General features: G+C 72.3%; 17 protein-coding genes. 10 read left to right on the top strand and 7 right to left on the bottom strand.

Annotated features, from left to right (window positions below):
* Positions 1-149: 149 nt before the first annotated feature.
* Positions 150-1,226, bottom strand: coding sequence for a hypothetical protein (locus ACH4UK_RS18945; RefSeq protein ID WP_398357605.1), 1,077 nt, complete (start codon positions 1,224-1,226; stop codon positions 150-152).
* Between the two features lie 373 nt (positions 1,227-1,599).
* On the opposite strand from ACH4UK_RS18945, the gene ACH4UK_RS18940 reads away from it, so the two are divergent.
* Positions 1,600-2,421, top strand: coding sequence for an aminoglycoside phosphotransferase (locus ACH4UK_RS18940; RefSeq protein ID WP_398357604.1), 822 nt, complete (start codon positions 1,600-1,602; stop codon positions 2,419-2,421).
* Positions 2,422-2,554: 133 nt separating this feature from the next.
* Here ACH4UK_RS18940 and ACH4UK_RS18935 read toward each other — a convergent pair whose 3' ends face one another.
* Both ACH4UK_RS18935 and ACH4UK_RS18930 read right to left on the bottom strand, forming a co-directional pair.
* Positions 2,555-3,034, bottom strand: a complete 480-nt coding sequence (locus ACH4UK_RS18935) for a hypothetical protein (protein WP_398357775.1) — start codon at positions 3,032-3,034, stop codon at positions 2,555-2,557.
* Between the two features lie 114 nt (positions 3,035-3,148).
* Complete coding sequence (locus ACH4UK_RS18930) at positions 3,149-3,796, bottom strand: dihydrofolate reductase family protein (protein ID WP_398357603.1); 648 nt, start codon at positions 3,794-3,796, stop codon at positions 3,149-3,151.
* A gap of 240 nt (positions 3,797-4,036) precedes the next feature.
* On the opposite strand from ACH4UK_RS18930, the gene ACH4UK_RS18925 reads away from it, so the two are divergent.
* The 4 genes from ACH4UK_RS18925 (at position 4,037) to ACH4UK_RS18910 (ending at position 6,998) form a co-directional block, all read left to right on the top strand.
* Positions 4,037-4,609: a flavoprotein gene (locus ACH4UK_RS18925; RefSeq protein WP_398357602.1), complete on the top strand. Its 573-nt coding sequence runs from the start codon at positions 4,037-4,039 to the stop codon at positions 4,607-4,609.
* 9 nt (positions 4,610-4,618) lie between these two features.
* Positions 4,619-5,002: a hypothetical protein gene (locus tag ACH4UK_RS18920; protein WP_398357601.1), complete on the top strand. Its 384-nt coding sequence runs from the start codon at positions 4,619-4,621 to the stop codon at positions 5,000-5,002.
* Positions 5,003-5,253: 251 nt separating this feature from the next.
* Positions 5,254-5,724 carry a cation:proton antiporter regulatory subunit gene (locus tag ACH4UK_RS18915; protein WP_164619755.1) on the top strand — a complete coding sequence of 157 codons (471 nt, stop codon included), beginning with the start codon at positions 5,254-5,256 and terminating at the stop codon, positions 5,722-5,724.
* A gap of 2 nt (positions 5,725-5,726) precedes the next feature.
* Complete coding sequence (locus ACH4UK_RS18910; RefSeq protein ID WP_398357600.1) at positions 5,727-6,998, top strand: cation:proton antiporter; 1,272 nt, start codon at positions 5,727-5,729, stop codon at positions 6,996-6,998.
* Between the two features lie 164 nt (positions 6,999-7,162).
* On the opposite strand, the gene hemC is transcribed toward ACH4UK_RS18910, so the two are convergent.
* Positions 7,163-8,095: a hydroxymethylbilane synthase gene (gene hemC / locus ACH4UK_RS18905; RefSeq protein WP_398357599.1), complete on the bottom strand. Its 933-nt coding sequence runs from the start codon at positions 8,093-8,095 to the stop codon at positions 7,163-7,165.
* A gap of 209 nt (positions 8,096-8,304) precedes the next feature.
* Between hemC and ACH4UK_RS18900 the strand changes: the two genes are divergently transcribed.
* Positions 8,305-8,760: a tellurite resistance TerB family protein gene (locus tag ACH4UK_RS18900; RefSeq protein WP_398357598.1), complete on the top strand. Its 456-nt coding sequence runs from the start codon at positions 8,305-8,307 to the stop codon at positions 8,758-8,760.
* Between the two features lie 66 nt (positions 8,761-8,826).
* On the opposite strand, the gene ACH4UK_RS18895 is transcribed toward ACH4UK_RS18900, so the two are convergent.
* Positions 8,827-9,900, bottom strand: a complete 1,074-nt coding sequence (locus ACH4UK_RS18895) for a PucR family transcriptional regulator (RefSeq protein ID WP_398357597.1) — start codon at positions 9,898-9,900, stop codon at positions 8,827-8,829.
* A 388-nt stretch (positions 9,901-10,288) separates the two neighbouring features.
* Between ACH4UK_RS18895 and ACH4UK_RS18890 the strand changes: the two genes are divergently transcribed.
* The 4 genes from ACH4UK_RS18890 to ACH4UK_RS18875 all read left to right on the top strand — a co-directional run bounded on the left by ACH4UK_RS18890 (position 10,289) and on the right by ACH4UK_RS18875 (position 20,773).
* Complete coding sequence (locus ACH4UK_RS18890) at positions 10,289-10,975, top strand: hypothetical protein (RefSeq protein WP_398357595.1); 687 nt, start codon at positions 10,289-10,291, stop codon at positions 10,973-10,975.
* A gap of 199 nt (positions 10,976-11,174) precedes the next feature.
* A complete protein-coding gene (locus tag ACH4UK_RS18885; RefSeq protein ID WP_398357594.1) occupies positions 11,175-13,331 on the top strand; it encodes a flotillin family protein in 2,157 nt (718 codons plus the stop codon).
* Between the two features lie 344 nt (positions 13,332-13,675).
* Positions 13,676-18,742 (top strand): DNA repair ATPase, encoded by a 5,067-nt coding sequence (locus ACH4UK_RS18880; protein ID WP_398357592.1) that lies wholly within the window; start codon positions 13,676-13,678, stop codon positions 18,740-18,742.
* A 30-nt stretch (positions 18,743-18,772) separates the two neighbouring features.
* Positions 18,773-20,773, top strand: coding sequence for an NAD-binding protein (locus tag ACH4UK_RS18875; RefSeq protein ID WP_398357591.1), 2,001 nt, complete (start codon positions 18,773-18,775; stop codon positions 20,771-20,773).
* A gap of 129 nt (positions 20,774-20,902) precedes the next feature.
* Here the strand turns inward: ACH4UK_RS18875 and trpS are convergent, their stop codons facing one another.
* On the bottom strand, positions 20,903-22,009 hold the full coding sequence (trpS, locus tag ACH4UK_RS18870; protein WP_398357589.1) for a tryptophan--tRNA ligase: 1,107 nt from the start codon (positions 22,007-22,009) through the stop codon (positions 20,903-20,905).
* Positions 22,010-22,270: 261 nt separating this feature from the next.
* Positions 22,271-22,411 (bottom strand): DUF6126 family protein, encoded by a 141-nt coding sequence (locus tag ACH4UK_RS18865; RefSeq protein ID WP_398357588.1) that lies wholly within the window; start codon positions 22,409-22,411, stop codon positions 22,271-22,273.
* Positions 22,412-22,483 lie beyond the last annotated feature (72 nt).

The raw sequence follows: 22,483 nt of genomic DNA, 5'->3' as shown, positions 1-22,483 counted from the left end.
GCGGGCGGGGGGCGGGCTGGGCACCCCGGGCTACTGATGGCGGGCGCCCCGGGGCGACTGGTCGCGGGCACCCCCGGGCTACTGGTCGCGGGCACCCCCGGGCTACCGGTGGCGGGCACCCCCGGGCTACTGGTCGCGGGCACTCCGGGCTACCGGTGGCGGGCACCCCCGGGCACCCCTGCCGCAGGCACAGCCGCAGCCGCAGACGCAGCGAGCCGTCCCCGCCACCCGCCCGGATCCCGCCCGGCCTCCACGGCGGCCGCCGCGTCGTCCGCCAAGTCGACGCCGAGGTCCGCGGCCCGGCGCTCGGCCCAGCGGGCCCAGGCGGCGGCCTGTAGACAGTCGGGGCACTCGGTCTCTCCCGCCATGGCCCGGAAGACATGCTCGGGCCCGGGTCCGGCGCAGCTGACGAGGGGCGCGACGTACCGAGGCACGGGAGGCGCTGGCGGCGGGTCCGAGGGCAACGGCTCCGGCTCGATGTCCTGTGCGGGCGGGAGAGGTTCGGGCATCTTCTCCTCCAGCCGGTGGCGCAGGAACCCCACGGCGTATCGAACCCTCTTCTGCGGCAGATCGCCGCTCAGCACCCGCCGCAGCTCACCCCCGGAAACCCCGCGCCGCAACCACTCCACGGCCTGCGCGACCAGCGAACGAGCCTCGGGAACACCGAGCCGCAGATCCGCGCTGACGTGCTGGAGCGACAGCAAAACCCGCTCCGCTTCGGCCTCTTCAGGGGTCAGCGTCCCCAAGGCCGGTGCCGGGTCGGCGTCTTCGGTGGGTGGGCGGGAAGAGTTCTTCTCCCGTTCTTCGTCTACCGGTAGTTGGCGACCGACCGTCCGAGTACCCGGCCGGCCGACGGCCGGAGAGTGCGCACTCGGAGACGAGGAAACACCGATTCCGGCATCGCACCACAGACCGAGAACCTCGGCTTCGGCCAACGGCGCATTGGAGAACAGCTGCTGGGTGACCCAACGGCCCCGCTCCCCGCAGACCCGCCGCTCATGCACGAACCCGCACATGACCAACTGCTCCTTGGCCCGCTGGAACGCCCGCCCCTTGAGGCCCAGCTTCCGGGCATGCTCGGACAACGCCAGATCCGTACAGCCGTCCGGCAACCCCTGAACGTAAAGAATCAGAACCTTCGCGTCACTGCCCAGACGCGGATGACGCACGACGTCGTGCGAAGCCTTCGTGTAGCGCCGAGAGGGCGCGATAGCATGCCACAGCATCCCGGTGGACCTTCTGCTTCCACTAGTTGGGTGAAGGCCCTCGGCTCGGTGCTACGAACACCACCGGGGGCCGCCCCATGCGCGGGAACACACAGAGCGTGATGACGCGATCACGGTACCGCAGCCGAGAAGGCGCAAGCACCAAACGGCGGAACACCCCACCCGACCAGGTGACTTACCGATTGCGTCGACGCAGGCGCGAGGAGGACCACACCTCGAGAACGCACCCGCCAGGGACTCATCGGCGCAAGCGCCCGGATTCCTGGACAAGACCAGCGTCATCAAAGGCTGCCCGGCCGGCCACACCTTCTTCCACGTCGATCCGACCCGCCCCCGCCCCCGCCCCCGCACCCGCCTCCGAGAGTGAAGCCCCATGGCGACCACCCGCATCGGCCTCGACCAGCTGCCGCCCGCCGCCCGCGCCGCCGTCGAAGAGCACACCGGCCCCCTCCTCACGGTCGAGGAGACGACCGAGGGCTCCAACAGCGAGATCGCGGCCCGCATCACCTCCGCCACCGGCACCTGGCACATCAAAGGTCTGCGCACCGGCCACCCCCGCGCCTGGACCCAACGCCGGGAGGCCACCGTCGCCGCCCACCTCACCGACCTGGCCCCCGCCCTCCGCTGGCAGGTCGAGACCGCCGGATGGGACCTCCTGGGCTTCGAAGCCCTCGACGGCCACCACGCCGACTACGCCCCCGGCTCCCCCGACCTCCCCGAGGTCGCAACCCTCCTACGCCGCCTCGGAGAGACCCCCTGCCCCGGCGTCGAACTGCGCCACGCCGAACAGCGTTTGGAGCACTGTGCCGCCCAGCCGGACGACCTCCGCTTCTTCGCCGGCGCCCACCTGCTGCACACCGACCTGAACAACACCAACGTCCTCGTCGACAACCACGCCCCCCAGGGCGATCGGGCCCGCCTGGTCGACTGGGCCTGGGCGACCCGCGGAGCGGCCTGGCTCGACGCCGGTTACTGGATCATCTGGCTCATCGCCTCCGGCCACACCCCCGAATCCGCCGAGCGGTGGGCCGCCGAGATCCCCTCGTGGCACACCGCCCCCGCCGAAGGCATCACCGCCTTCGCCGCCGCCAACGCCACCCTCTGGTCCGAGATCAGCACCGCCGACCCCATCCCGTGGACCCTGCGCCTCACGACCGCCGCCAGCGCCTGGCATTCACACCGCGAGGGCCGATGAACCGAGACCTCGCCTCGGGTGAGCCGAACGAACACTCGTCACGACATCCGGCAGCGACCTCAGTGACGTCCGCGTCCGCCGGGACGGCGAGGCCCGGAGTGTTCCCGAGCCGGGCCCCGCGACGTTCCTCGCCCTACCGCGCCTCCGCCTGCGACAGCGCCTCCATGATCATGCGAGTCGCGAAGTCCGGGTCGTCCGTCAAGCGGTTGATGTGTTCCGCGAGCAGGAACGCCGTCGCCTCCAGCGGGGCCAGTTCCGCATCCGTCCAGTTGCCGTACTGCCTGCGCCACAGGGTGGGACTCAGGTCGGTGGCGCTCGCGATGATCAGACCCGCCATCGTGGGGACGGCCTCGGGCGGAATGCTCCTCGGCATCATCTTCAGGGCGGCGACGCAGGTCGGCACCACGTACTCGATGACGTCCTTGTCATGCGCCTCGTAGGCCTCCCGGAGCCACTTCGTGTACAGGTAGACGAGCGTGCACGTCCCGTCCAGTAGGTCGTCCACACCCTCCGGGCCCAAGGACGCGATGAGTTGCCGGGCCAGCTGCTCCTGTTCGGTGTCGGTCCCGGCGTTGCCCCCGTGGACGGTCCGGAGCCGGGAGTCGATCAGCATGAGCGCCGCGCCCACATCGCCGGCGGGCGCGTGCCGAGGTTCGAAGGGCGACAAGGCGGAAGTCCTTTTCGGTGGCTGCGGCGGGCGTTCAGCGAATCCGGCCGCCCACCGCCGTCACTTCCGCCAGAACAGGTGATGTGTCACGCCGCTCGGGCTCGGCACCGCCTCCAGGTGGTACCGGTCGAGCAGTTCGTCCGGCGAGTCCCACAGGCGCAGGCCGGCCCCCACCTTCACCGGGGAGACCGCCACGTGCAGGGCGTCGATCAGGCCCGCGTCGAGGAACTCGCGGACCGTGGTGACTCCGCCGCCGAGCCGGACGTCCTTGCCCCCGGCCGCCTCCTTCGCCCGGTCGAGGACCGACGCCGGGTCGCCCTCGACGAAGTGGAACGTGGTGTCGGAGAGCGTGAGCGAGGGGCGCGGGTGATGGGTCATCACGAACACCGGGGTGCGGAAGGGGGGTTCATCGCCCCACCAGCCCTGCCACTCGTGGTTCTCCCACGGGCCGCGCTGCGGGCCGAACTTGTTGCGGCCCATGATCTCGGCCCCGATGTTGTGCGTGAAGTCCCGCGTGAAGTAGTCGTCCAGGCCCCGGCTTCCGCCCGGGTCCGTGCGGTTCGGCCAGCTCGCCGTGGCGCCCGCCCAGGAGAAGAGCCGCGCCGGGTCGACATGACTGCCGAACGGCCTCTCCAGCGTCTGGTCCTCGCCGGCGGCGACTCCGTCACTCGACACCGTGAAGTTCTGAACCCTGAGCAGCTGAGCCACGCCGTCCTCCTGTGTTCCGTGGTCCGTGTTCCGTGATCCCGGTGGTCTTGGTGATCCCGGTGGTCACGGTGGTCCTGGTGATCCCCGTAGTCCCGGTCATCCCATTGTTCTCCGTGGTGAGACCGCAAGCCCTGCCGAAACTCATCGGTGTCGCCCGTGCGCCCGGGGCTCTCCCCCTATCGCCGTCGGCCCGCCGTACGCTGCTGAGCCGCACCGCTGCAGCGATCAACGGAGGAGCCCATGAGCGATCAGCCGGACCGGCCGGACCCCAAGCCGTTCTTGTACGTCGTCGTCTGCGCGGCCGGGATCGCCCGAGAGGTCGGCCGGCTGATCACCGCCGCGCAGGATGCCGGGTGGGATGTCGGCGTCATCACCACCCCGCAGGGGCTCGGCTTCATCGACACGGCGGCCGTCGAGGCGCAGACCGGGTACCCGATCCGCTCCGCCTGGCGCTCCCCGGGCGACCCGCGCCCGTTCCCGGATCCGGACGCCATCGCCGTCGCGCCCGCCACGTTCAACACGATCAACAAGTGGGCGGCCGGGATCTCGGACACCCTGGCCCTCGGCATCCTCTGCGAGGCGTACGGGCTCGGCGTCCCCACCGCCGTACTCCCGGCCGTGAACTCCGTCCTCGCCGCACACCCCGCGTACGGCCGGAGCCTGGCCGGACTGCGGGACATGGGCGTCCTGATCGGCTCCCGCACGTCCCAGCCACCCGCGCCCGGCGGCGACGCGGAGCCCTTTCCCTGGGCGGAGGCCCTGGAGCTGCTCGCGTCCGAAGTCCCGGAGCGCGCGTTCCGGCGGCCTGCGTAGTCTCGCGGCGTGCCTACCCACCGTAGTTTCCAGAACCCTCCTGCCCTGCCGCACGACGAGGTCGTCGAGGTCCTCGAACGGGCGCTCCGGGACCGGTCCCACGAGTACGAGGCGGCAGGGGTACTCGTCGGCAGCGCGTTGAACGACGACGACCGGGAGTTCGTCGAGTCCTGGTGTGTGCGGGTCGGGACGCGGGCCGTGCCCGGCAGCCCGCTGCTCGGGCTGGCCGGTCTGTGCCTCGGGCACACAGCTCGACGGTTCGGGCAGCTCAGCGATGAAGCCCTCGCGCTGACACATGCGTTGGCGGCTCGCGCCGAGGCGGATCCCTCGGATGTGGACGGCCGGGCGCTCGACGGCCTCGACGACGTCCGGGACTTCCTGCACCTCTGGTGAAGCCAGGAAGCCGGCCCGCCGCGCGGCGGGCGCGTGACTCCGCCGCCCTCCCCGTACGTGGACGACCAGGAGCGATTTCCGGCCAGGCGGGCCACGGCGATCACGGCGGTCAGGGCGGGAAGTGCGTGATGGCTACGGCGTACGGCTCCTGCCTGCGGCCCCTCGACGGATTTTCGTCGCCCGATAAGGTAATGGCTGAATAAAGAGATCGCCAAGTGCGCGCGCATCGCCGCACGTCTCGGGAGGAAGCCATGGGAACCCGCCGCACGTCACTGCCCGGAGTGGGTGCTCAGTACGACTTCACGACCGAGACAGGCCAGCACATCTCGGTCGTCGTCCACCACGACGGACGCCGGTTCATCGGGTTCTACGAACAGGACGACCCTGATTCGTGCCAACTCTCGGTCCCCCTCACGACGGCGGAGGCCACCGCCCTCGCCCACCTCATCGACCCGGCGCCCATCGACGCCGTACGGACCGAGGGCATCGACCTCGTCACCGAGCACATCCCGCTCGGGTCCCGCTCCCCGTACGGCGGGCGGCTGTTGGGGGAGACGCGGGCGCGGACGCGGACCGGTGCGTCCATCGTGGCGGTGCTGCGCACGCACAGCGCGCACCCGTCGCCGGAACCGGATTTTCGACTGGCCATCGGGGACACGCTCGTCGCCGTCGGTACGCGTGAGGGCGTCGACGCGCTCTCCGAGATCATTGCGGAGGGCTGACCGTGCATGACACGACTGCATTGCTGGTGGAGCTGGGCGCCGTCATCCTCGGGCTGGGGCTCGTGGGACGGTTCGCCGGGCGGATAGGGCTCTCCCCCATCCCGCTCTACCTCCTCGCCGGGCTGGCGTTCGGCCACGGAGGGCTGATCCCGCTCGACGCGAGCGAGGAGTTCACCATGGTGGGCGCCGAGATCGGCGTCATCCTGCTCCTCCTGCTGCTGGGGCTCGAATACAGCGCGTCCGAGTTGGTCACCAGCCTGAAGACGCAATACCCGTCCGGCGCCGTGGACTTCGTGCTCAACGCCACGCCCGGCGCCGTCGCCGCGCTGATCCTCGGCTGGGGACCCGTCGGCGCCGTCGCGCTCGCCGGGGTCACCTGGATCTCCTCGTCCGGGGTGATCGCGAAGGTGATGACCGACCTCGGCCGGCTCGGCAACCGCGAGACCCCCGTCATCCTCGGCGTCCTCGTCATGGAGGACCTGGCGATGGCGGTGTACCTGCCGCTGCTCACCGCCATGCTCGCCGGAGTCAGCCTGGCCGGCGGCAGCCTCGCGCTCGTGATCGCGCTCGGGGCCGTCGGACTCGTCCTCTACCTGGCGCTCCGCCACGGACGCCTGATCAGCCGCGCGGTCTCCTCCGACAACCCGGAGATGCTGCTCCTGGTCGTCCTCGGCCTCACCGTCCTGGTCGCCGGGGTCGCCCAGCAGCTCCAGGTGTCCGCGGCCGTCGGCGCGTTCCTCGTCGGCATCGCGCTCTCCGGCGAGGTCGCCGAGGGCGCCCGCAAGCTGCTCACCCCGCTGCGGGACCTGTTCGCCGCCGTGTTCTTCGTCTTCTTCGGGCTCTCCACGAACCCGGCCGACATCCCGCCGGTGCTGCTGCCCGCGGCCCTGCTGGCCATCATCACCACCTTCACCAAGATCGCCACCGGCTACTACGCGGCCCGCCGCGCCGGAGTCGGCTCGCGCGGTCGCTGGCGGGCCGGCGGCACCCTCGTGGCGCGCGGTGAGTTCTCCATCGTCATCGCCGGTCTGGCCGTGGCCACCGAGCCGCGCATCGGCCCCATCGCCACCGCGTACGTCCTGATCCTCGTCATCGTCGGCCCGCTCACCGCCCGGTGGACGCAGCCCATCGCGGCGAAGATCGAGGCCCGACGCGGCGGCGGCAAGGGCACGAGCGGCGCGGAGGCGGAGCCCGTCGCGAAGTCCGCCCCCGAGCGCCGTCTTCCCACGCACGACGACCTCACCCCGGAACCGGCGGGCGAGAAGCACGAGTAGGCGTGCCGCCTGATCCGGCTCCGGCTTCGGATCCGGCTTCGGATCTGCCGCTTGCACTGCCGCTGGCGTTGCCGGTGTCGCCGTAGCTGTCGGCCCGGCTCGCGGATCGTGGCGAAGCCCCCGGACACTCACCTCGTGTCCGGGGGCTTCGCCGTCGTCACGCCTCAGTGCGCGATGCCGTCGATCAGCTCCCGCGCTCCCTGCCGGAGCAGCGCCACCGCCACGGACGTGCCCAGCGTGGCGGGGTCGAGCGGGCCCGCCCACTCGTGCGCGTTCAGCACGGTCTTGCCGTCGGGCGTGAACACCTTCGCCCGCAGCGAGAGGTCGCCGGACCGCTCGACCTGCGCGTACCCGGCGATCGGGCTGTTGCAATGGCCCTGGAGCACATGGAGGAACATCCGCTCGGCGGTCGTCTCGCGGTACGCCGCCGGGTCGCCGAGTCCGCTCACGAGGTCGATGACGGCGTCGTCGCCCTCGCGGCACTGGAGGGCCAGGACCCCCGCGCCGATCGGCGGGCACATCACCTCGGGCGACAGGATCTCGGTGATCACGTCCGTACGGTCGATGCGCTCCAGGCCGGACACGGCCAGCAGCAGCGCGTCGGCCTCGCCGGCCGCGAGCTTCTCCAGGCGGCGGTTGGCGTTGCCGCGCATCGGTACGCAGGCGAGGTCCGGGTGCGACGCGGCGAGCTGCGCGGAGCGGCGTACGGACGAGGTTCCGATCCGGGTCCCGGCGGGCAGCTCGTCGAGGGTCAGGCCGCCCGGGTGGATCAGCGCGTCGCGGATGTCGTCGCGCCGGAGGAAGGCGGCGAAGACCGTGCCGGCGGGCAGGGGCCGGTCCGCCGGGATGTCCTTGACGCAGTGCACCGCCAGGTCCGCCTCCCCCGCGAGGAGCGCCTGGTCGACCTCCTTGGTGAACGCGCCCTTGCCCTCGACCGCGCTGAGATCGCCCATCCACTTGTCGCCGGTGGTCCTCACCGGGACGACCTCGGTACGGATGCCGGGGCGGAGTTCGGCCAACTCGGCGCGCACCCGCTCCACCTGGGCGAGCGCCATGGGGGAGTCACGGGACACGATGCGGATCAGATCGACGGACATGGCGCCCACGATAGAGGGTCGGACCCGGGTCTCGCCGACCGGACTCGGCGCTCATCTCCGGTTCACGTCAAGGGTGTTGGGTATCGCTCAGCCGTGCGAGACGACATCCGTGCGAGGCGGCGTCCGTCCGGGACACCCTGATCATCCATCTCTACATGTCTGTAGAGTTGTCTCCCGTCCCGGCTTCGCACGCAACGTAGGGAGATGTCATGGCTCTGTGGGATCGCATCAAGGAATCCGCTTCGTCGATGCAGACGCAGTTGGAGGCGAAGAAGAACGAGCTGAAGTCGGGTTCGTTCCGGGACGCGAGCATGGCCATGTGCGCCCTGGTCGCCGCCGCCGACGGTTCCATCGACCCGGCCGAGCGCCAGCGCGTCGCGACGCTCATCGCCACCAACGACGTCCTGCAGAACTTCCCCGCGGACGACCTTCAGCGGCGCTTCAACGCATACGCCGACAAGCTCGTCGCGGACTTCGCCCTCGGCAAGGTCAGCGTGCTCCAGGAGATCGCCAAGGCGAAGAAGAAGCCTGCCGAGGCCCGCGCCGTGATTCAGATCGGCATCGTCATCGGCGGCGCCGACGGCGACTTCGACCAGTCCGAGCAGGCCGTCGTGCGCGAGGCGTGCTTCGCGCTCGACCTGCCGCCGCACGAGTTCGACCTGTAGGACCGCTGCGGCCCGGCGGTACCGCCCGCGAGGAGCCCCGGGATCCGGTGGCCGGTCAGGGCGGCGTCACAGCTCCTTGGCCGGCCAGTCCAGCAGCCGGGCGCCGATGACCGCCGTCTGCAGGCTGTAGCGGTGCATCGGGTCCGAGGGATCGGACCCGGTCAACTGGTGGATGCGCTCCAGGCGGTACGTCAGCGCCCGGACGCTCAGCGCGAGCCTGCGGGCGGTCTCGGCGGCGACGCAGCCCGCGTCGAAGTAGACCGCCAGCGTGTTCAGCAGCGGTTCCGCGCCGCCCCTGGCCTTCTGGAGCGGACCCAGTTCACTGCGCACCAGATCGGCCATCGCCTGCCGGTCCCGGGTCAGCACCGGGTAGACCATGAGGTCCGATGCGTACAGCACGGGGTCGTCCATCCCCATCCGGTCCGCCAGATCCAGAGCTTCCAACGCCTCGTCGTACGAGTGGACCACCCCGCCCGGACCCTTGTGCGGGCGGCCGACCGCGACCCGGCCGCCGTCGGTCGCCGCGTGCGCCTGCTTGGCGAAGTAGCGCAGCACGTCGGGCTGGCTGCCCGGCGCGATGCAGACGATCCGGCCGTCCTTCGTCGTCAGCAGGATCTTGCGGCCGCTGAACCGCGCCAGCAGCGCCGCCTCCACACTGCGCGGAACCGCGTCCGTCTCCGTGTACGCCTCCGGCCCCGACGCCACCGCGACCGCGTGCGCCCGGGAAAGCCGCAGGCCGAAGCGGGTCGCCCGCTCCGCGAGCCGGACCAGATCGCTGCGCCCGTAGAGCAGGTCGTCGATGAACTCCCGGCGCGCCGCCTCCTCCCGGCGCACGGTGAGCCGCTGGGCACGCTCGAAGCCCTCGGCGAACGCGTCGACCGCCTGTTCCACCGCGGCCAGGACGGCGTCTGCCACGGCAGGGGAGTTTCCGGCAGCGGCGCGGGGCCAGACCTCACGTGTCCGCACCAGATGCATCGTCACCAAGGCGCGGAGCTGATGCCCGGCGTCCGCCGCCGCACGGCCCAGAGCGCGTCGTGTCTCCAGCTCGTTACGCGTCAGACGGCGGCCGGTGAGGGCGACTTCACCCAGAATATGGGCATAATCGCCCAGCATTTCCTCGGGAATCCTTGGCTCGGCCACGCATGCTCCTTCAGCCTTGCAACAGTTCTGTCATTACCCCAACGCGCACAGGCCGGTGCCGGTGCCCGGCATTAGCAAAGCGTAAAGATTGCCGGGATCCGGCAATGCGCTTCGCGGGTCCCGGATGACACGATCAGGTCAGCAACAACACGGGGGAAGGGGAGCCCCTCTCGGATCTCTGGTCTCGCACCATCCACGGGGGATTCGAGGGTGGAGCGAGATCCGACGAGAGGGCGCCCCGGGGGGAACGACCCGGCCGTCGCGGCATGTTCCAACAACGCCGCGGCGCCGGGCCCCGCCGACCTGCCGCTCGCCGCCCCCGTACCGGATCACGGAAGCGCACCGCCTCAGGGCCCGTGCGCAGAACCGCAGGGGGAGGGTGGGACCGATGGACGAGTTCCTGAGCGCGGCACTCGGATTCCCCGCCGTCGTCTTCGGCGCCGCGCTGATCGTCGTCGTCTGCTTCTGGCTGCTGGTGCTGGCCGGGGCCGTCGGCCACGACTCCTTCGACGCGGACCTCGACACCGGCACCGCCGGTCTCGGCGGCGTCCCGGTCTCCGTCTCCGTCTCCCTGCTGGTCGTCTTCTCCTGGTTCGGCAGCCTGACCGGCACGGTCCTGCTGCACCGGAGCGAGACCGGCAGCACCACCCGCGCCGCACTCGCCGTCGCGGTGCTCGCCGGGTCGCTGCTCCTCGCCTGGTCGGCCGTCCACCTTCTTCTCCACCGCTTCCGCCGGCATTTCCCGGCGGAACCTCCGCCATCCCGGCTGGACTTCGTCGGGAGCGTCTGCACGGTCCGCACCGGCTCCGTCACCGCGAACTTCGGCCAGGCCGAGGTCGCGTCGCACGACGGGTCGACGGCCCTGGTGCAGGTCCGCCTGGCCGACCCCTTCCAGCCGCTCTCCCGGCGCTCCGGTCCGAGCCCCGAGGAAGCTCCGCTCGTCATGGGCAGCTCCGGACTCCTCTACGCGTACGACGAGGAGGGCGAGTTCTTCTGGGTCTCGCCCTACGACGCGGCGCTCGATCCGGGTCCGAACGCCCGACCGCACGAGCTGCCGGGCGGGGCGAACGGCTGACCGGGTCGGGGCTCCAAGGGCCCCGCGGACTCCCCCTGCCGGTCACGCCGGCGGGATACCGGGGTGCGGCCGCCGGCGGAGCCCGGCCGCTGCCTGTCGGTGGCCGGCACCCGTCCCGTTCCCCGTCCCCGTAACGGCAGGCCACCTCTCTTCTTCGCTTGTGCCACTTCCGTACCAACAAGCCGCCAAGGACTCTTCTATGGATGCCATCTCCTTGGGCATCGGCGTGCTCATCGCCGTTGTCCTGCTCATCGTCATCGCCATCGCCTTCGTCGTCACCCGGCTGTTCCGCAAGGTCGAGCAGGGCAAGGCGCTGATCATCTCCAAGACCAAGAAGGTCGACGTCACCTTCACCGGCGCCGTCGTCCTGCCCGTGCTCCACAAGGCCGAGACGATGGACATATCGGTGAAGAAGATCGAGATCCACCGGGCCGGGCGCGAGGGCCTGATCTGCCAGGACAACATCCGCGCCGACATCCAGATCACCTTCTTCGTCCGGGTCAACAAGACCGTCGAGGACGTCATCAAGGTCGCGCAGGCCATCGGTACGGGACGGGCCAGCGACAGGGTCGCCATCCAGGAGTTCTTCGCCGCGAAGTTCTCCGAGGCGCTCAAGACCGTCGGCAAGCAGCTCGACTTCGTCGACCTGTACACCAAGCGCGAGGAGTTCCGGGACCGGATCATCCAGGTCATCGGGACCGACCTGAACGGCTACCACCTCGACGACGCCGCGATCGACTTCCTCGAGCAGACCCCGATGGCGCAGCTCGACGGGGCCAACATCCTGGACGCCCAGGGCATCCGGAAGATCACCGAGCTGACCGCGATCGAGCACGTGCGCACCAACGAGTTCCAGCGCACCGAGCAGAAGGAGATCACCCGGCAGGACGTCGACGCCCGCGAGACGATCCTGGAGCTGGAGCGCCGGCAGGCCGAGGCGGAGATCAAGCAGCGCCGCGAGGTCGAGACCCTGCGGGCCCGCGAGGAGGCGGCCACCGCCCGGGTGCAGGAGGAGGAGCGGCTCGGTTCGCAGAGCGCGTTCATCAAGACCGAGGAGCAGCTCGGCATCCAGCGCGAGAACCAGGCGCGGGAGATCGCCGTCGCGCAGAAGAACCGTGAGCGCGTCATCGCCGTCGAGAGCGAGCGGATCGAGAAGGACCGGATGCTGGAGGTCATCGGGCGCGAGCGCGAGACCGAGCTGAACCGGATCGCCGCCACCAAGGAGGTCGAGGCCGAGCGCCGCGAGGTCGCCGACGTCATCCGGGAGCGGATCGCGGTGGACCGCACGGTCGCCGAGCAGGAGGAGTCGATCCTCACCCTGCGCGCCGTCGAGGACGCCGAGCGGTCCCGCAAGTCGGTCATCATCGCGGCCGAGGCGGAGGCCCAGGAGAAGCTGGTCAAGGACATCAAGGCGGCCGAGGCGGCCGAGGCGGCGTCCACGCACCTGGCGGCCGAGCAGCTCACGCTCGCCGAGGCGCGGCTGAAGACCGCGGACCTCGACTCGCAGGCCAAGCTGCGGCTGGCGGAGGGCATCCAGGCCGAGACGGCAGCGCCCGGTCTCGCCGCCGTACAGGTGCGCGACGCGGAGGCGGACGTCACCGAGAAGGCCGGTCTCGCGGAGGCCGAGGCGACGGCGGCCCGGCTCAAGGCCGAGGCCGAGGGCGCGCGGCTCAAGGCGCTCGCCACGGCGGAGGGCACGCAGGCCCAGGCGACCGCCGACGCGGCGGCCATCGGCGAGAAGCTGAAGGCGGAGGCCGCGGGGCTCACGGAGAAGGCGGCCGCGATGTCGGCGCTGGACGAGGCGTCGCGCGGGCACGAGGAGTACCGCCTGCGGCTCGACGCGGAGAAGGAGATCCGGCTGGCCGGTCTCGAGGTGCAGCGGCAGGTCGCCGAGGCGCAGGCGACGGTCCTGGCGACGGGGCTGGAGAACGCCGACATCGACATCGTCGGCGGCGACTCGGTCTTCTTCGACCGGCTCGTCTCGTCGATCTCGCTCGGCAAGGCCGTGGACGGGTTCGTGGACAACTCGCAGACCGCGCAGGCGCTGGCGGGGCCGTGGCTGGACGGGTCGTCCTCGTTCACGGACGACCTCAGCCGGGTGCTGGGCTCGTTCGGCACCGGCGATGTGCAGAACCTGACGGTGTCGGCGCTGCTGATGCGGCTGATGGGGCCGGGGTCGTCGGGTGCGGCGTCGGGGCAGGTGCGGGAGTTGCTGGCGGCGGCGAAGGAGCTGGGGCTGGCGGATCTGCCGGTGTCGTCGCTGACCGGGGCGGTGGGTGGTACGCCGGTGGCTCCGGCGGGTGCCGCGTCCCGGAATGGGGCCGGGGCGGGGGCCGGGGCCGGGGCGCTCGGGTAGCGCGAAGCCTGTCCGTCCGGCGTTCGAGGGCGGAGCCCTTGGCCGGGGCCGGGGTCTGCGGGTGCGTCCCACGGGGGTGGGCGCACCGGGGCCGGCCTGCCGTCGGGGCGGGGGCCCCGGGCCGGGGGTTCCGTCCTCAAGCGCCGGACGGGCTGGGTTTCCGGGTCCGGCCCGCGCGTCAGGAAGCGGGCCCAACGGCCCGAGGGTTCCGTCCTCAAACGCCGGACGGGCTGGGTTGAGCCGGACGGGCTGGGTGTGGGCCGGACGGGCTGGGTTGCTGGCTCGGTGTGAGTCAGTGGGCTGGTTTGGCTGTCGTCGGAAGAAACACGTAGGGAGCCGTACGCATGGACAGCGACATCACCACCACCGTCGCCGCGCCGCCACCGGGCGGGGAGGGCGATGTGGATGCCGGTGCCTACGAGGTGCTGCGGCGTCGGCTCTCGGCGCAGGCAGGGGAGCTCGTGCGGCGGGCCGAGGGGCTCAACGCGCGACGGACCGAGGAGTTCGGGTCGACCGGGCTGCGGCTCCTGGCCACCGAGCAGGTGCACACCGAGCGGGCCTCCGTGCCGCGGGACCTCGTCGCGGTGGGCGGCAGGCTGCTGTTCGGCTTCGAGCGGGGGCCGGGGGCGCGCGGGGAAGCCGGGGTCGAGGACGTCCTCCTCGTCCGCGGCTCCGGACCGGAGGGCACCCGGGCTAAGGGCACCGGACCGGAGAGCACCGGGACGGAGGGCGACGTCCCCGGGGCCAAGGCGGAGGGCGACGTCCCCGGGGCCGGGGCGGACGGGTCCCTCCTCGACGGTGAGGGGTTCCGGCGCGCGTTCTCCTCCCTCCACCGCTACTTCCGCGACGCCCGCCTCCTGCGGCTGCGCCGGGTCGACGGCAAGCTCCTCGCCGTCTTCCGTACCGGCGAGAACGCCGAGGACATCCGGGTGCTGCGCTGGGCCCTCGCCCCGGACGGGTCGCCCGGGGCGTTCCTCGACGCGCAGGGCGAGCGCGACCATGTCTTCCCGCCCTCCCACGACTTCGAGTGGACCGCGGCCGGACGGGAGTCCCACATCCCCGGCCGGCATCCGCACATCGCCGTCGGCAAGAGCGGCGGGCTCTTCGTCGACACGCTCGGCGGCACGCTGACCGTCAAGGTCACCGACGACACCGAGTCGCCGGACGGCATCTACGAGGAGCCGGTCGACGAGCCGTTGCAGTCGCTGGCGGACGCCGACGTCGAGTACGCGGAGGTCGGGCCGCTGGTGCTGCTGCGGGTGCGCCCGTACAAGGAGGACGCCTGGCGGCACCTGGTCTTCAACTCGCTGCTCGCGACCGTGCGACGGCTCGACGCGATCGGGCCGTCCTGCCACCGGCTCCCCGAGGACCAGGGGATCATCTTCCCCGGCGGCTACTACCTCACCACCGGCACCGCGAAGACTTTCGACACCGCCGAGGAGCTGACCGAGCCGGTCTTCGAGGGCGCGGTCCGCTCGCCCAACGGCGAGGACATGCTCTACGTCTTCCGCTCCCGCGACGGCCTCCGCAGCCTCCTCCTCCCCTACAACCTGATCCGCCAGGAGGTCGCCACCCCGCTCACCGGGCGCGGGCACGCGCTGCTGGACGACGGGACGCTGATCCTGCTCCGGGACAACCCGGACGGTCCCGCCCGCGTGCACCCGTTGCAGCGCTGGCAGACCCCGTACGTCTCCGACACCTACGCCGCCGCCCGCCCCGCCGGGACCGGGGCGCTCGCCCGGACCGGCAACGCCGACCTGGTGCGCGGGATCTCCGACTGCCTCGCCCTCGCCCACGGCGTACGGGACATGACGCCGACGACCGCCGTGTACGGGCAGCTCGCCGCCGACTGCGCGCGCGCCCAGGACCGGTACCACTGGTTGTCGGATCCCGAACTGGGTTCGCTCGACGAGCCGTTGAGCGAGCTGCGGGCCACCGCACAGCAGGTGCTGGCCGAGTTCACCGCCGTACAGGATCTGACCCGGCGGGCCGCCGAGGCGCTGGAGGAGACCACCGCCCGCATCACCGCGCTGGTGCGGCGGGTGCGCGGCGAGGTGCCGGGGTCGGCGTCCGCGTGGGTGGAGCGGCTGACCGAACTCCGGCAGGCGCACGGGCACTTGTCGACCATCAGCGACCTGCGGTACGCCGATGTCGAGCGGATCGCGGAGCTTTCCGCGCGCACCGAGGACGACATCGCGTCCGCCGCCCAGCGGGCCGTCTCCTTCCTCGCCCGCGAGGACGCCTTCGACGGGTACCACGAGGACATCGCGGGTCTCGTGGCCGACGCGGGGGCGCTGGAGACCGTCCGGGACGCCTCGACGGTGACGGACCGGCTGTCCGCGATGACGGAGGGGCTGGCCACCGTCACGAACGTGGTCGCCGGTCTGGAGATCGGCGACGCCACCGTGCGCACGTCGATCCTGGAGCGGATCGCCGAGGTGCTGGGCGGGGCGAACCGGGCCCGCGCCACGCTGGACGCGCGCCGCCGGGAGCTGCTGTCGAAGGAGGGGCGGGCCGAGTTCGCCGCCGAGTTCGCGCTGCTCGGGCAGGCGGTCGCGGGCGCCCTGGCCGCCGCCGACTCGCCGGAGGCGTGCGACGACCAACTGGCGCGGCTGCTGCTTCAGTTGGAGAACCTGGAGTCGCGGTTCGCGGAGTTCGACGACTTCCTCGCCGAGCTGGCCGAGCGCCGCACCGAGGTGTACGAGGCGTTCTCGGCGCGCAAGCAGACCCTCCAGGACGACCGGGCGCGGCGCGCGGAGCGGCTGGCCGGGTCGGCGGACCGGGTGCTGGACACCATCACCCGGCGGGTGGCCGCGCTGGAGGACCTCGACGCCGTCCACACCTACTTCGCCTCCGACCCGATGGTCGCCAAGGTCCGCCGTACCGCCGAGGAGCTGCGCGGGCTGGGCGACCCGGTGCGCGCCGAGGAGCTGGACGGGCGGCTGAAGGCGGCCCGTCAGGAGGCGGGCCGCGCCCTGCGCGACCGCACCGAGCTGTACGCGGACGGCGGGTCCGTGATCAAGCTGGGCCGCCACCGGTTCGCGGTGAACACCCAGCCGTTCGACCTGACGCTGGTGCCGGCCGGGGAGCGCCTCGCCTTCGCGCTGACCGGGACGGACTACCGGGCCCCGGTCACCGACCCGGCGTTCGCGGCGGCCCGCCCGTACTGGGAGCAGCTGCTCCCCTCGGAGAACGCCTCCGTCTACCGTGCCGAGCACCTCGCCGCCCGCCTCCTCGACGAGCACGGGGCGAGCCACCTCGCCTCGCTGGCCGAGACCGAACTGGGCCGTCTGGTACGGGAGTCGGCCGCCGAGGCCTACGACGAGGGGTACACGCGGGGCGTCCACGACGAGGACGCCACCGCGATCCTGGCCGCTCTGCTGCGGCTGCACGCGGACGCCGGGCTGCTGCGTCACGAGCCCGCCGTCCGGGCGGCGGCCCAGCTCTTCTGGACGTACGGCACCGACGAGGACCGGCGCACCTCCTGGACCAGGCGCGCGGTCTCGCTGGCCCGCGCCCGCGACACCTTCGGGCTCGCCCCGGCCATCGCGGTGCTCCAGCAGGAGTGGGCGGCGGCGATCGGCTCCCCGTCCCCGGCCGCGCCGGGTCACGCCGTCGCCGGGTACCTCTTCGAGGAGCTGACGAGCGGTCCCGCCGGGTTCGTCGTGGGCTCCTCGATCCGCGCGTTCCTGGAGGCCTTCCACCGGGCGGTGGGCCCCGACGCGTACGGGGACGACCTCGCGGCCCTCGGCGAGGACCTGGCCGCCCGCCGGCAGCTCGTGGAGGGCTGGCTCGCCCCGTACGCCGAGGCCACGGGGGCGGACCTCGGCGACGGCGACCTGGCGGAGGCCGTGGCGGTGGAGCTCTGCCCGGAGCTGGAGCGGTACGCGTGCGACGCGCCCCTCGCCGAGCCGCTGGAGGGCCTGCTCGGCGACCACCCGCGCATCGGCAGCGGCGGGGCCCTCACCGTACGGATCGACGAACTCCTGGCCCGCACCGCCGAGTTCCGCACCTCCACCGTGCCCGGGTTCCGCGCCTACCAGCGGCTGCGCACCTCCCTGGTGACCGCCGAGCGCGGGCGGCTGCGGCTGGACGACCACCGGCCGCGCGTGATGTCGGCGTTCGTCCGCAACCGGCTGCTCGACGAGGTGTATCTGCCGCTGATCGGCGACAGCCTGGCCAAGCAGCTCGGCACCGCGGACGCCGACCGGCGCACCGACTCGCAGGGGCTGCTGCTGCTCGTCTCGCCGCCCGGCTACGGCAAGACGACGCTGATGGAGTACGTCGCGGACCGGCTCGGGATGGTGCTCGTCAAGATCAGCGGGCCCAACCTGGGCCACGACGTGACCTCCCTCGACCCGGCCCAGGCCCCGAGCGCCACCGCCCGGCAGGAGATCGAGAAGATCAACTTCGCGCTGGAGGCGGGCAACAACACACTCCTCTACCTCGACGACATCCAGCACACCTCGCCCGAACTGCTCCAGAAGTTCATCCCGTTGTGCGACGCCACCCGTCGTATCGAGGGCGTGCGGGACGGCGAGCCGCGCAGCTACGACCTGCGGGGCAAGCGGTTCGCGGTCTGCATGGCGGGCAACCCGTACACCGAGTCCGGCGAGCAGTTCCGGATCCCCGACATGCTCGCCAACCGGGCCGACGTCTGGAACCTGGGCGAGGTGCTCAGCGGTCGCGAGGACGTCTTCGCGCTGAGCTTCGTGGAGAACGCGCTGACCGCCAACCCGGTCCTCGCCCCGCTGGCCGCCCGCTCGCGGGACGACCTGGCGCTGCTGGTCCGGCTGGCCGGCGGCAGCGACCCGGCCGCCCGTGCGGAGCACCTGGAACACGCCTACTCCGCGCCCGAGTTGGACCGGATCCTGGCCGTGCTGCGCCATCTGCTCGCGGCCCGCGACACCGTCCTCGCGGTGAACGCGGCCTACATCGCATCGGCCGCGCAGACGGACGCCACGCGCACGGAGCCGCCGTTCCGGCTCCAGGGCTCGTACCGCAACATGAACAAGATCGCCGAGCGGATCGTGCCCGTCATGAACGACGAGGAGCTGTCCGCCGTGATCGGCGACCACTACGCGGGCGAGGCCCAGACGCTCACCACCGGGGCCGAGGCGAACCTCCTCAAGCTGGCCGTCCTGCGCGGCACGCTCACCGCCGCCCAGGCGGAGCGGTGGGCGGCGATCACCGCCTCCTACGTCCGCACCCAGGCACTCGGCGGGCCGGACGGCGATCCGATGACCCGGGCGGTGGCCGCCCTCGGGCTGCTCGCGGACCGGATCGCGGCGGTCGAGACGGCGATCCAGCGGGCGGCGGACCCCCGGCACCTGCTGGCGGGCGCTCAGGGAGCGATCAACGACCGGGCGGTGCCGAACCGCCATGCGAAGATCACCAACACTCCACACTGATCGCGACGACCGAGCCGGAAGGATCACGGCATGCTGGGTTTCGTGCCTCCACTTCCTCAGCAACCGGGACGCCCGCCGTCCACCGGCCACATGATCGTCTGCGGTGACGACGCCCTGGCGCGCCGACTCGCCGTGGAGCTGCGCTTCGTCTACGGGGAACGGGTCACCCTGCTCCTGCCACCGGGCCGGGACGCGAACAGCCCCGAGACGCCGCTGACCCAACGGGGGCGGGCGGCAGCCCTGTTCGGCCGCATGTCGGCGGCGATGAACCGCGCGGGCAACGGCGGCGGGACCACCGGCGGCAGCGGCGACACCAACGCCGGGGTCGAGGCCGTCCGGATCATGGAGGCGCCCGAGCCCTCCGACGACGTGCTGGAGGAGGCGGGCGTCGACCGGGCCGCCGCGCTCGCGCTCGTCTACGACGACGACGAACGCAACATCCGCGCCGCCCTGACCGCCCGCCGCCTCAACCCCCGTCTGCGGCTGGTGATCCGGCTCTACAACCGCAAGCTCGGACAGCATCTGGAGGAGCTGCTCGACCAGGCGGCGGCCGTCGCCATGCCCGGCATCGACCCGGCGTTGCTGGACGCCTCCACCACCGTCCTGTCCGACGCCGACACCGCAGCGCCGGCCCTCGCCGCCACCGCCCTCGCCGGCAGCAGCAAGATCATCCAGGCCGAGGGGCTGCTCCTGCGCGCCGCCGAACGCCCGCCGCCCCGCCCCGGCGAGACGGCCGATCCCGGCCTGTGCACCCTCGCCCTGCTCTCCTCCACCACCAACGACCCGGCGGGCGCGGAGGGTTCGGACAGCAGCGGCGACGAGGCCCCGCAACTGCTGCCCGACGAAAGCGCCGTCGCCGCCGCGACCGGCCGGGGCACGGTGGTCCTCGAGGCGGTCAGCCGGGCCGACCCGGACCGCCCGGCCACCCGCATGGGCGGCAGGGGCGCCCCGCTCTCCCAGGTCTTCTCCCGCAGGCTGCGCTGGTCGGCCCTCGGCATCGCGGTCGCGGCGCTCGCCCTGGTGGTCGCCTCGCTCCTGACCACCGGGGACGGCCTGCTGCACTCCACCTACCTGACCCTGCTCGACCTGCTGGGCATGAACGACCCCTCGGAGGACGGCTCTCCGGCCCGGAAGATCATCCAGCTCCTCTCCGGCGTCGCCGGGCTGCTCCTGCTCCCGCTGCTGCTCGCCGCCGTCCTGGAGGCGTTCGGCACCCTGCGCACCGCCTCCTCGCTGCGCCGCCCGCCGCGCGGCCTGTCGGGGCACGTGGTGCTGCTGGGACTCGGCAAGATCGGTACGCGCGTCCTCGTACGCCTCCGCGAGCTCGACATCCCCGTGGTCGTCGTCGAGGAGGACCCCGACGCGCGGGGCATCCCGCTGGCCCGCTCCATGCATGTGCCGACCGTCATCGGCGACGTCACCCAGGAAGGTGTCCTCGAAGCGGCCAAGATCCGCCGCGCCCGCGCCCTCCTCGCGCTCACCAGCATCGACACGACGAACCTGGAAGCGGCGCTGTACGCCCGCTCGGTGAAGCCGGACCTGAGGGTGGCGCTGCGGCTGTACGACGACGAGTTCGCCACCGCCGTCTACCGCACCCTGCGCACCGCGCACCCCGGGGCCCTGACCCGCTCCCGCTCGGTCTCCCACCTGGCCGCCCCGTCCTTCGCGGTCGCCATGATGGGCCGCCAGATCCTGGGCGCGGTGCCCGTCGAGCGGAAGGTCATGCTGTTCGCGGCCCTGGAGGTCGCGGGGCACCCGCAGTTGGAGGGGCAGACGGTCGACCAGGCGTTCAGGGCGGGTGCCTGGCGGGTCCTGGCCATCGACGCCACCCCGCCCGGCGACCGCAACCCCGACCTGGCCGCGCTCCCGCCGTTCAACCCGGACGGCGAGGCGCCACCGCCCTCCGGCCTGGTCTGGGACCTGCATCCCGGCTACGTGCTCCGCGCCCAGGACCGGGTGGTCATCGCCGCCACCCGCCGAGGACTCGCGGAGCTGCTGCGGCGGCAGCGGTCGGTGATGCCGAGGGTGTAGGGCCGGCGCGGGGCTTGTCCGGCGCGGTTGTCCGGAGGGCCTGCCGGGCCCGCCCCGAGGGCCCGCCCGGCAGGCCCGTCCCGGCCGCTTCCGGTACGTGCAACGGCGACGGCGCGCCCGCCCCGGCCGCTACCGGAAGGTGCCCATCGCCTCGCGCACCTCCTCCAGGGTGCGCTCCGCGACCGCGTTCGCCCGTTCGTTGCCCTCCCGCAGCACGGACCGTACGTACGTCAGGTCCGCCGCGTACTCCGCACGGCGGGCGCGTACGGGGGCCAGGTCGGCGTTGACCGCCTCGGTCACCGTCCGCTTGAGCGCGGCCGAGCCGCCGTTCCCGATCTCCTCGGCGACCTCGTGCGGGTCCCGGTCCAGGCAGAGGGCGGCCAGCAGCACGAGCGAGGAGACGCCGGGCCGGCGCTCGGGGTCGTAGGTGATGTGCCGGTCGCCGTCCGTCGTCGCGCCCTTGATCAGGCGGGCCGTCTCGTCGGCGGTGGCGGCGAGCGGGACGGAGTTGCCGCGGCTCTTGCTCATCTTCGTGCCGTCGGTACCCAGCAGGAGGGGCGCGGCGGAGAGCAGCGCGTCCGGTTCCGGGAAGACGTTCCCGTACCGCTCGTTGAACCGGCGGGCGATCGTCCGGGTGAGTTCGAGGTGGGGCAGCTGGTCCTGGCCGACCGGGACGACGCTGCCCTTGCAGAAGAGGATGTCGGCGGCCTGGTGCGCCGGGTACGTGAACATCAGCCCGCTGACCGAGGACTGCCGGGAGTGGGCGATCTCGTCCTTGACGGTCGGGTTGCGGCCCAGCTCCGCGACGGAGACGAGGCTCAGGAAGGGCAGCAGGAGCTGGTTGAGCGCGGGGACGGCGCTGTGATTGAAGACGGTGCTGCGGGCCGGGTCGATGCCGAGGGCCAGGTAGTCGAGGAGCAGCCCGTCCGTGTGCTCCTGGAGCCGCTCGGCGGTGTCCCGGTCGGTGAGGACCTGGTAGTCGGCGATCAGGACGAACACGTCGACGCCGAGGTCCTGGAGGCGGACCCGGTTACGCAGGGTGCCGAAGTAGTGGCCGAGGTGCAGGGGGCCGGTGGGACGGTCGCCGGTGAGGACCCGGAAGCGGGCGGGGTCCTGGGTCAGCTGCTGCTCCAGCTCGGCGCTGCGGCGCTCGGCGGGGACGGCGGCGGCCGAGGGGGCCGGGGCGGCTGCGGTCGGAAGGGTGGCTGAGGTGGCGGGGGCGGCTGAGGTGGTCATGGGGTGGGTCTCCTCGCGTGGGTGGATGCGTGGAGGACGGCCCCGCCGGTGAGCGCCGCTGCGCCGCGTCTCCGTGTCCGCGCCGTACGAGGGCAGCGAAAAGGGCCGTCCATGTCGAACGGCCCTGGTTCCGTGCAGATGCTGTGGCCGCTCCTATGAGGAGCGCCACCAGTTTCGGCACGGGACGGAGGTCATGGCTTCAGCATACGGGGCTCACTTCGGGGCGTGCCTATTTGTGGGCGCGCCTACTTCCGGACGTGCCTACTTCGGGGCGTGCCCGCCCACGTAGAAGAGGAGCCAGATGAAGCCGGCGAACAGGTGCGTGGCGAAGACATAGACGAAGACGCGCAGGAACACTCCGCGCGCTTTCCACTCCTCGCTGTTGCTCTCCCGCTCGCTCACCGTTCCAGATTACGCGCGCCCAGGACGGGCGCCCGGCCGCGTGGAATAGGACGGAGGGGGGTCCCGTTGTAG

This window comes from Streptomyces sp. NPDC020884, assembly GCF_044333935.1.
GTDB lineage: Bacteria > Actinomycetota > Actinomycetes > Streptomycetales > Streptomycetaceae > Streptomyces.
This window is presented reverse-complemented; position numbering and strand designations above follow the sequence as displayed.

What these genes read in the sequence shown, in the direction of transcription:
- ACH4UK_RS18915 (WP_164619755.1), top strand. Translation starts at nt 5,254, where the DNA reads ATGGGAACCCGCCGCACGTCACTGCCCGGAGTGGGTGCTCAGTACGAC.
- ACH4UK_RS18940 (WP_398357604.1), top strand. Translation starts at nt 1,600, where the DNA reads ATGGCGACCACCCGCATCGGCCTCGACCAGCTGCCGCCCGCCGCCCGC.
- hemC (WP_398357599.1), bottom strand. Translation starts at nt 8,095, where the DNA reads ATGTCCGTCGATCTGATCCGCATCGTGTCCCGTGACTCCCCCATGGCG.
- ACH4UK_RS18935 (WP_398357775.1), bottom strand. Translation starts at nt 3,034, where the DNA reads ATGCTGATCGACTCCCGGCTCCGGACCGTCCACGGGGGCAACGCCGGG.
- ACH4UK_RS18875 (WP_398357591.1), top strand. Translation starts at nt 18,773, where the DNA reads ATGCTGGGTTTCGTGCCTCCACTTCCTCAGCAACCGGGACGCCCGCCG.
- ACH4UK_RS18925 (WP_398357602.1), top strand. Translation starts at nt 4,037, where the DNA reads ATGAGCGATCAGCCGGACCGGCCGGACCCCAAGCCGTTCTTGTACGTC.
- ACH4UK_RS18945 (WP_398357605.1), bottom strand. Translation starts at nt 1,226, where the DNA reads ATGCTGTGGCATGCTATCGCGCCCTCTCGGCGCTACACGAAGGCTTCG.
- ACH4UK_RS18890 (WP_398357595.1), top strand. Translation starts at nt 10,289, where the DNA reads ATGGACGAGTTCCTGAGCGCGGCACTCGGATTCCCCGCCGTCGTCTTC.
- ACH4UK_RS18885 (WP_398357594.1), top strand. Translation starts at nt 11,175, where the DNA reads ATGGATGCCATCTCCTTGGGCATCGGCGTGCTCATCGCCGTTGTCCTG.
- ACH4UK_RS18900 (WP_398357598.1), top strand. Translation starts at nt 8,305, where the DNA reads ATGGCTCTGTGGGATCGCATCAAGGAATCCGCTTCGTCGATGCAGACG.
- trpS (WP_398357589.1), bottom strand. Translation starts at nt 22,009, where the DNA reads ATGACCACCTCAGCCGCCCCCGCCACCTCAGCCACCCTTCCGACCGCA.
- ACH4UK_RS18880 (WP_398357592.1), top strand. Translation starts at nt 13,676, where the DNA reads ATGGACAGCGACATCACCACCACCGTCGCCGCGCCGCCACCGGGCGGG.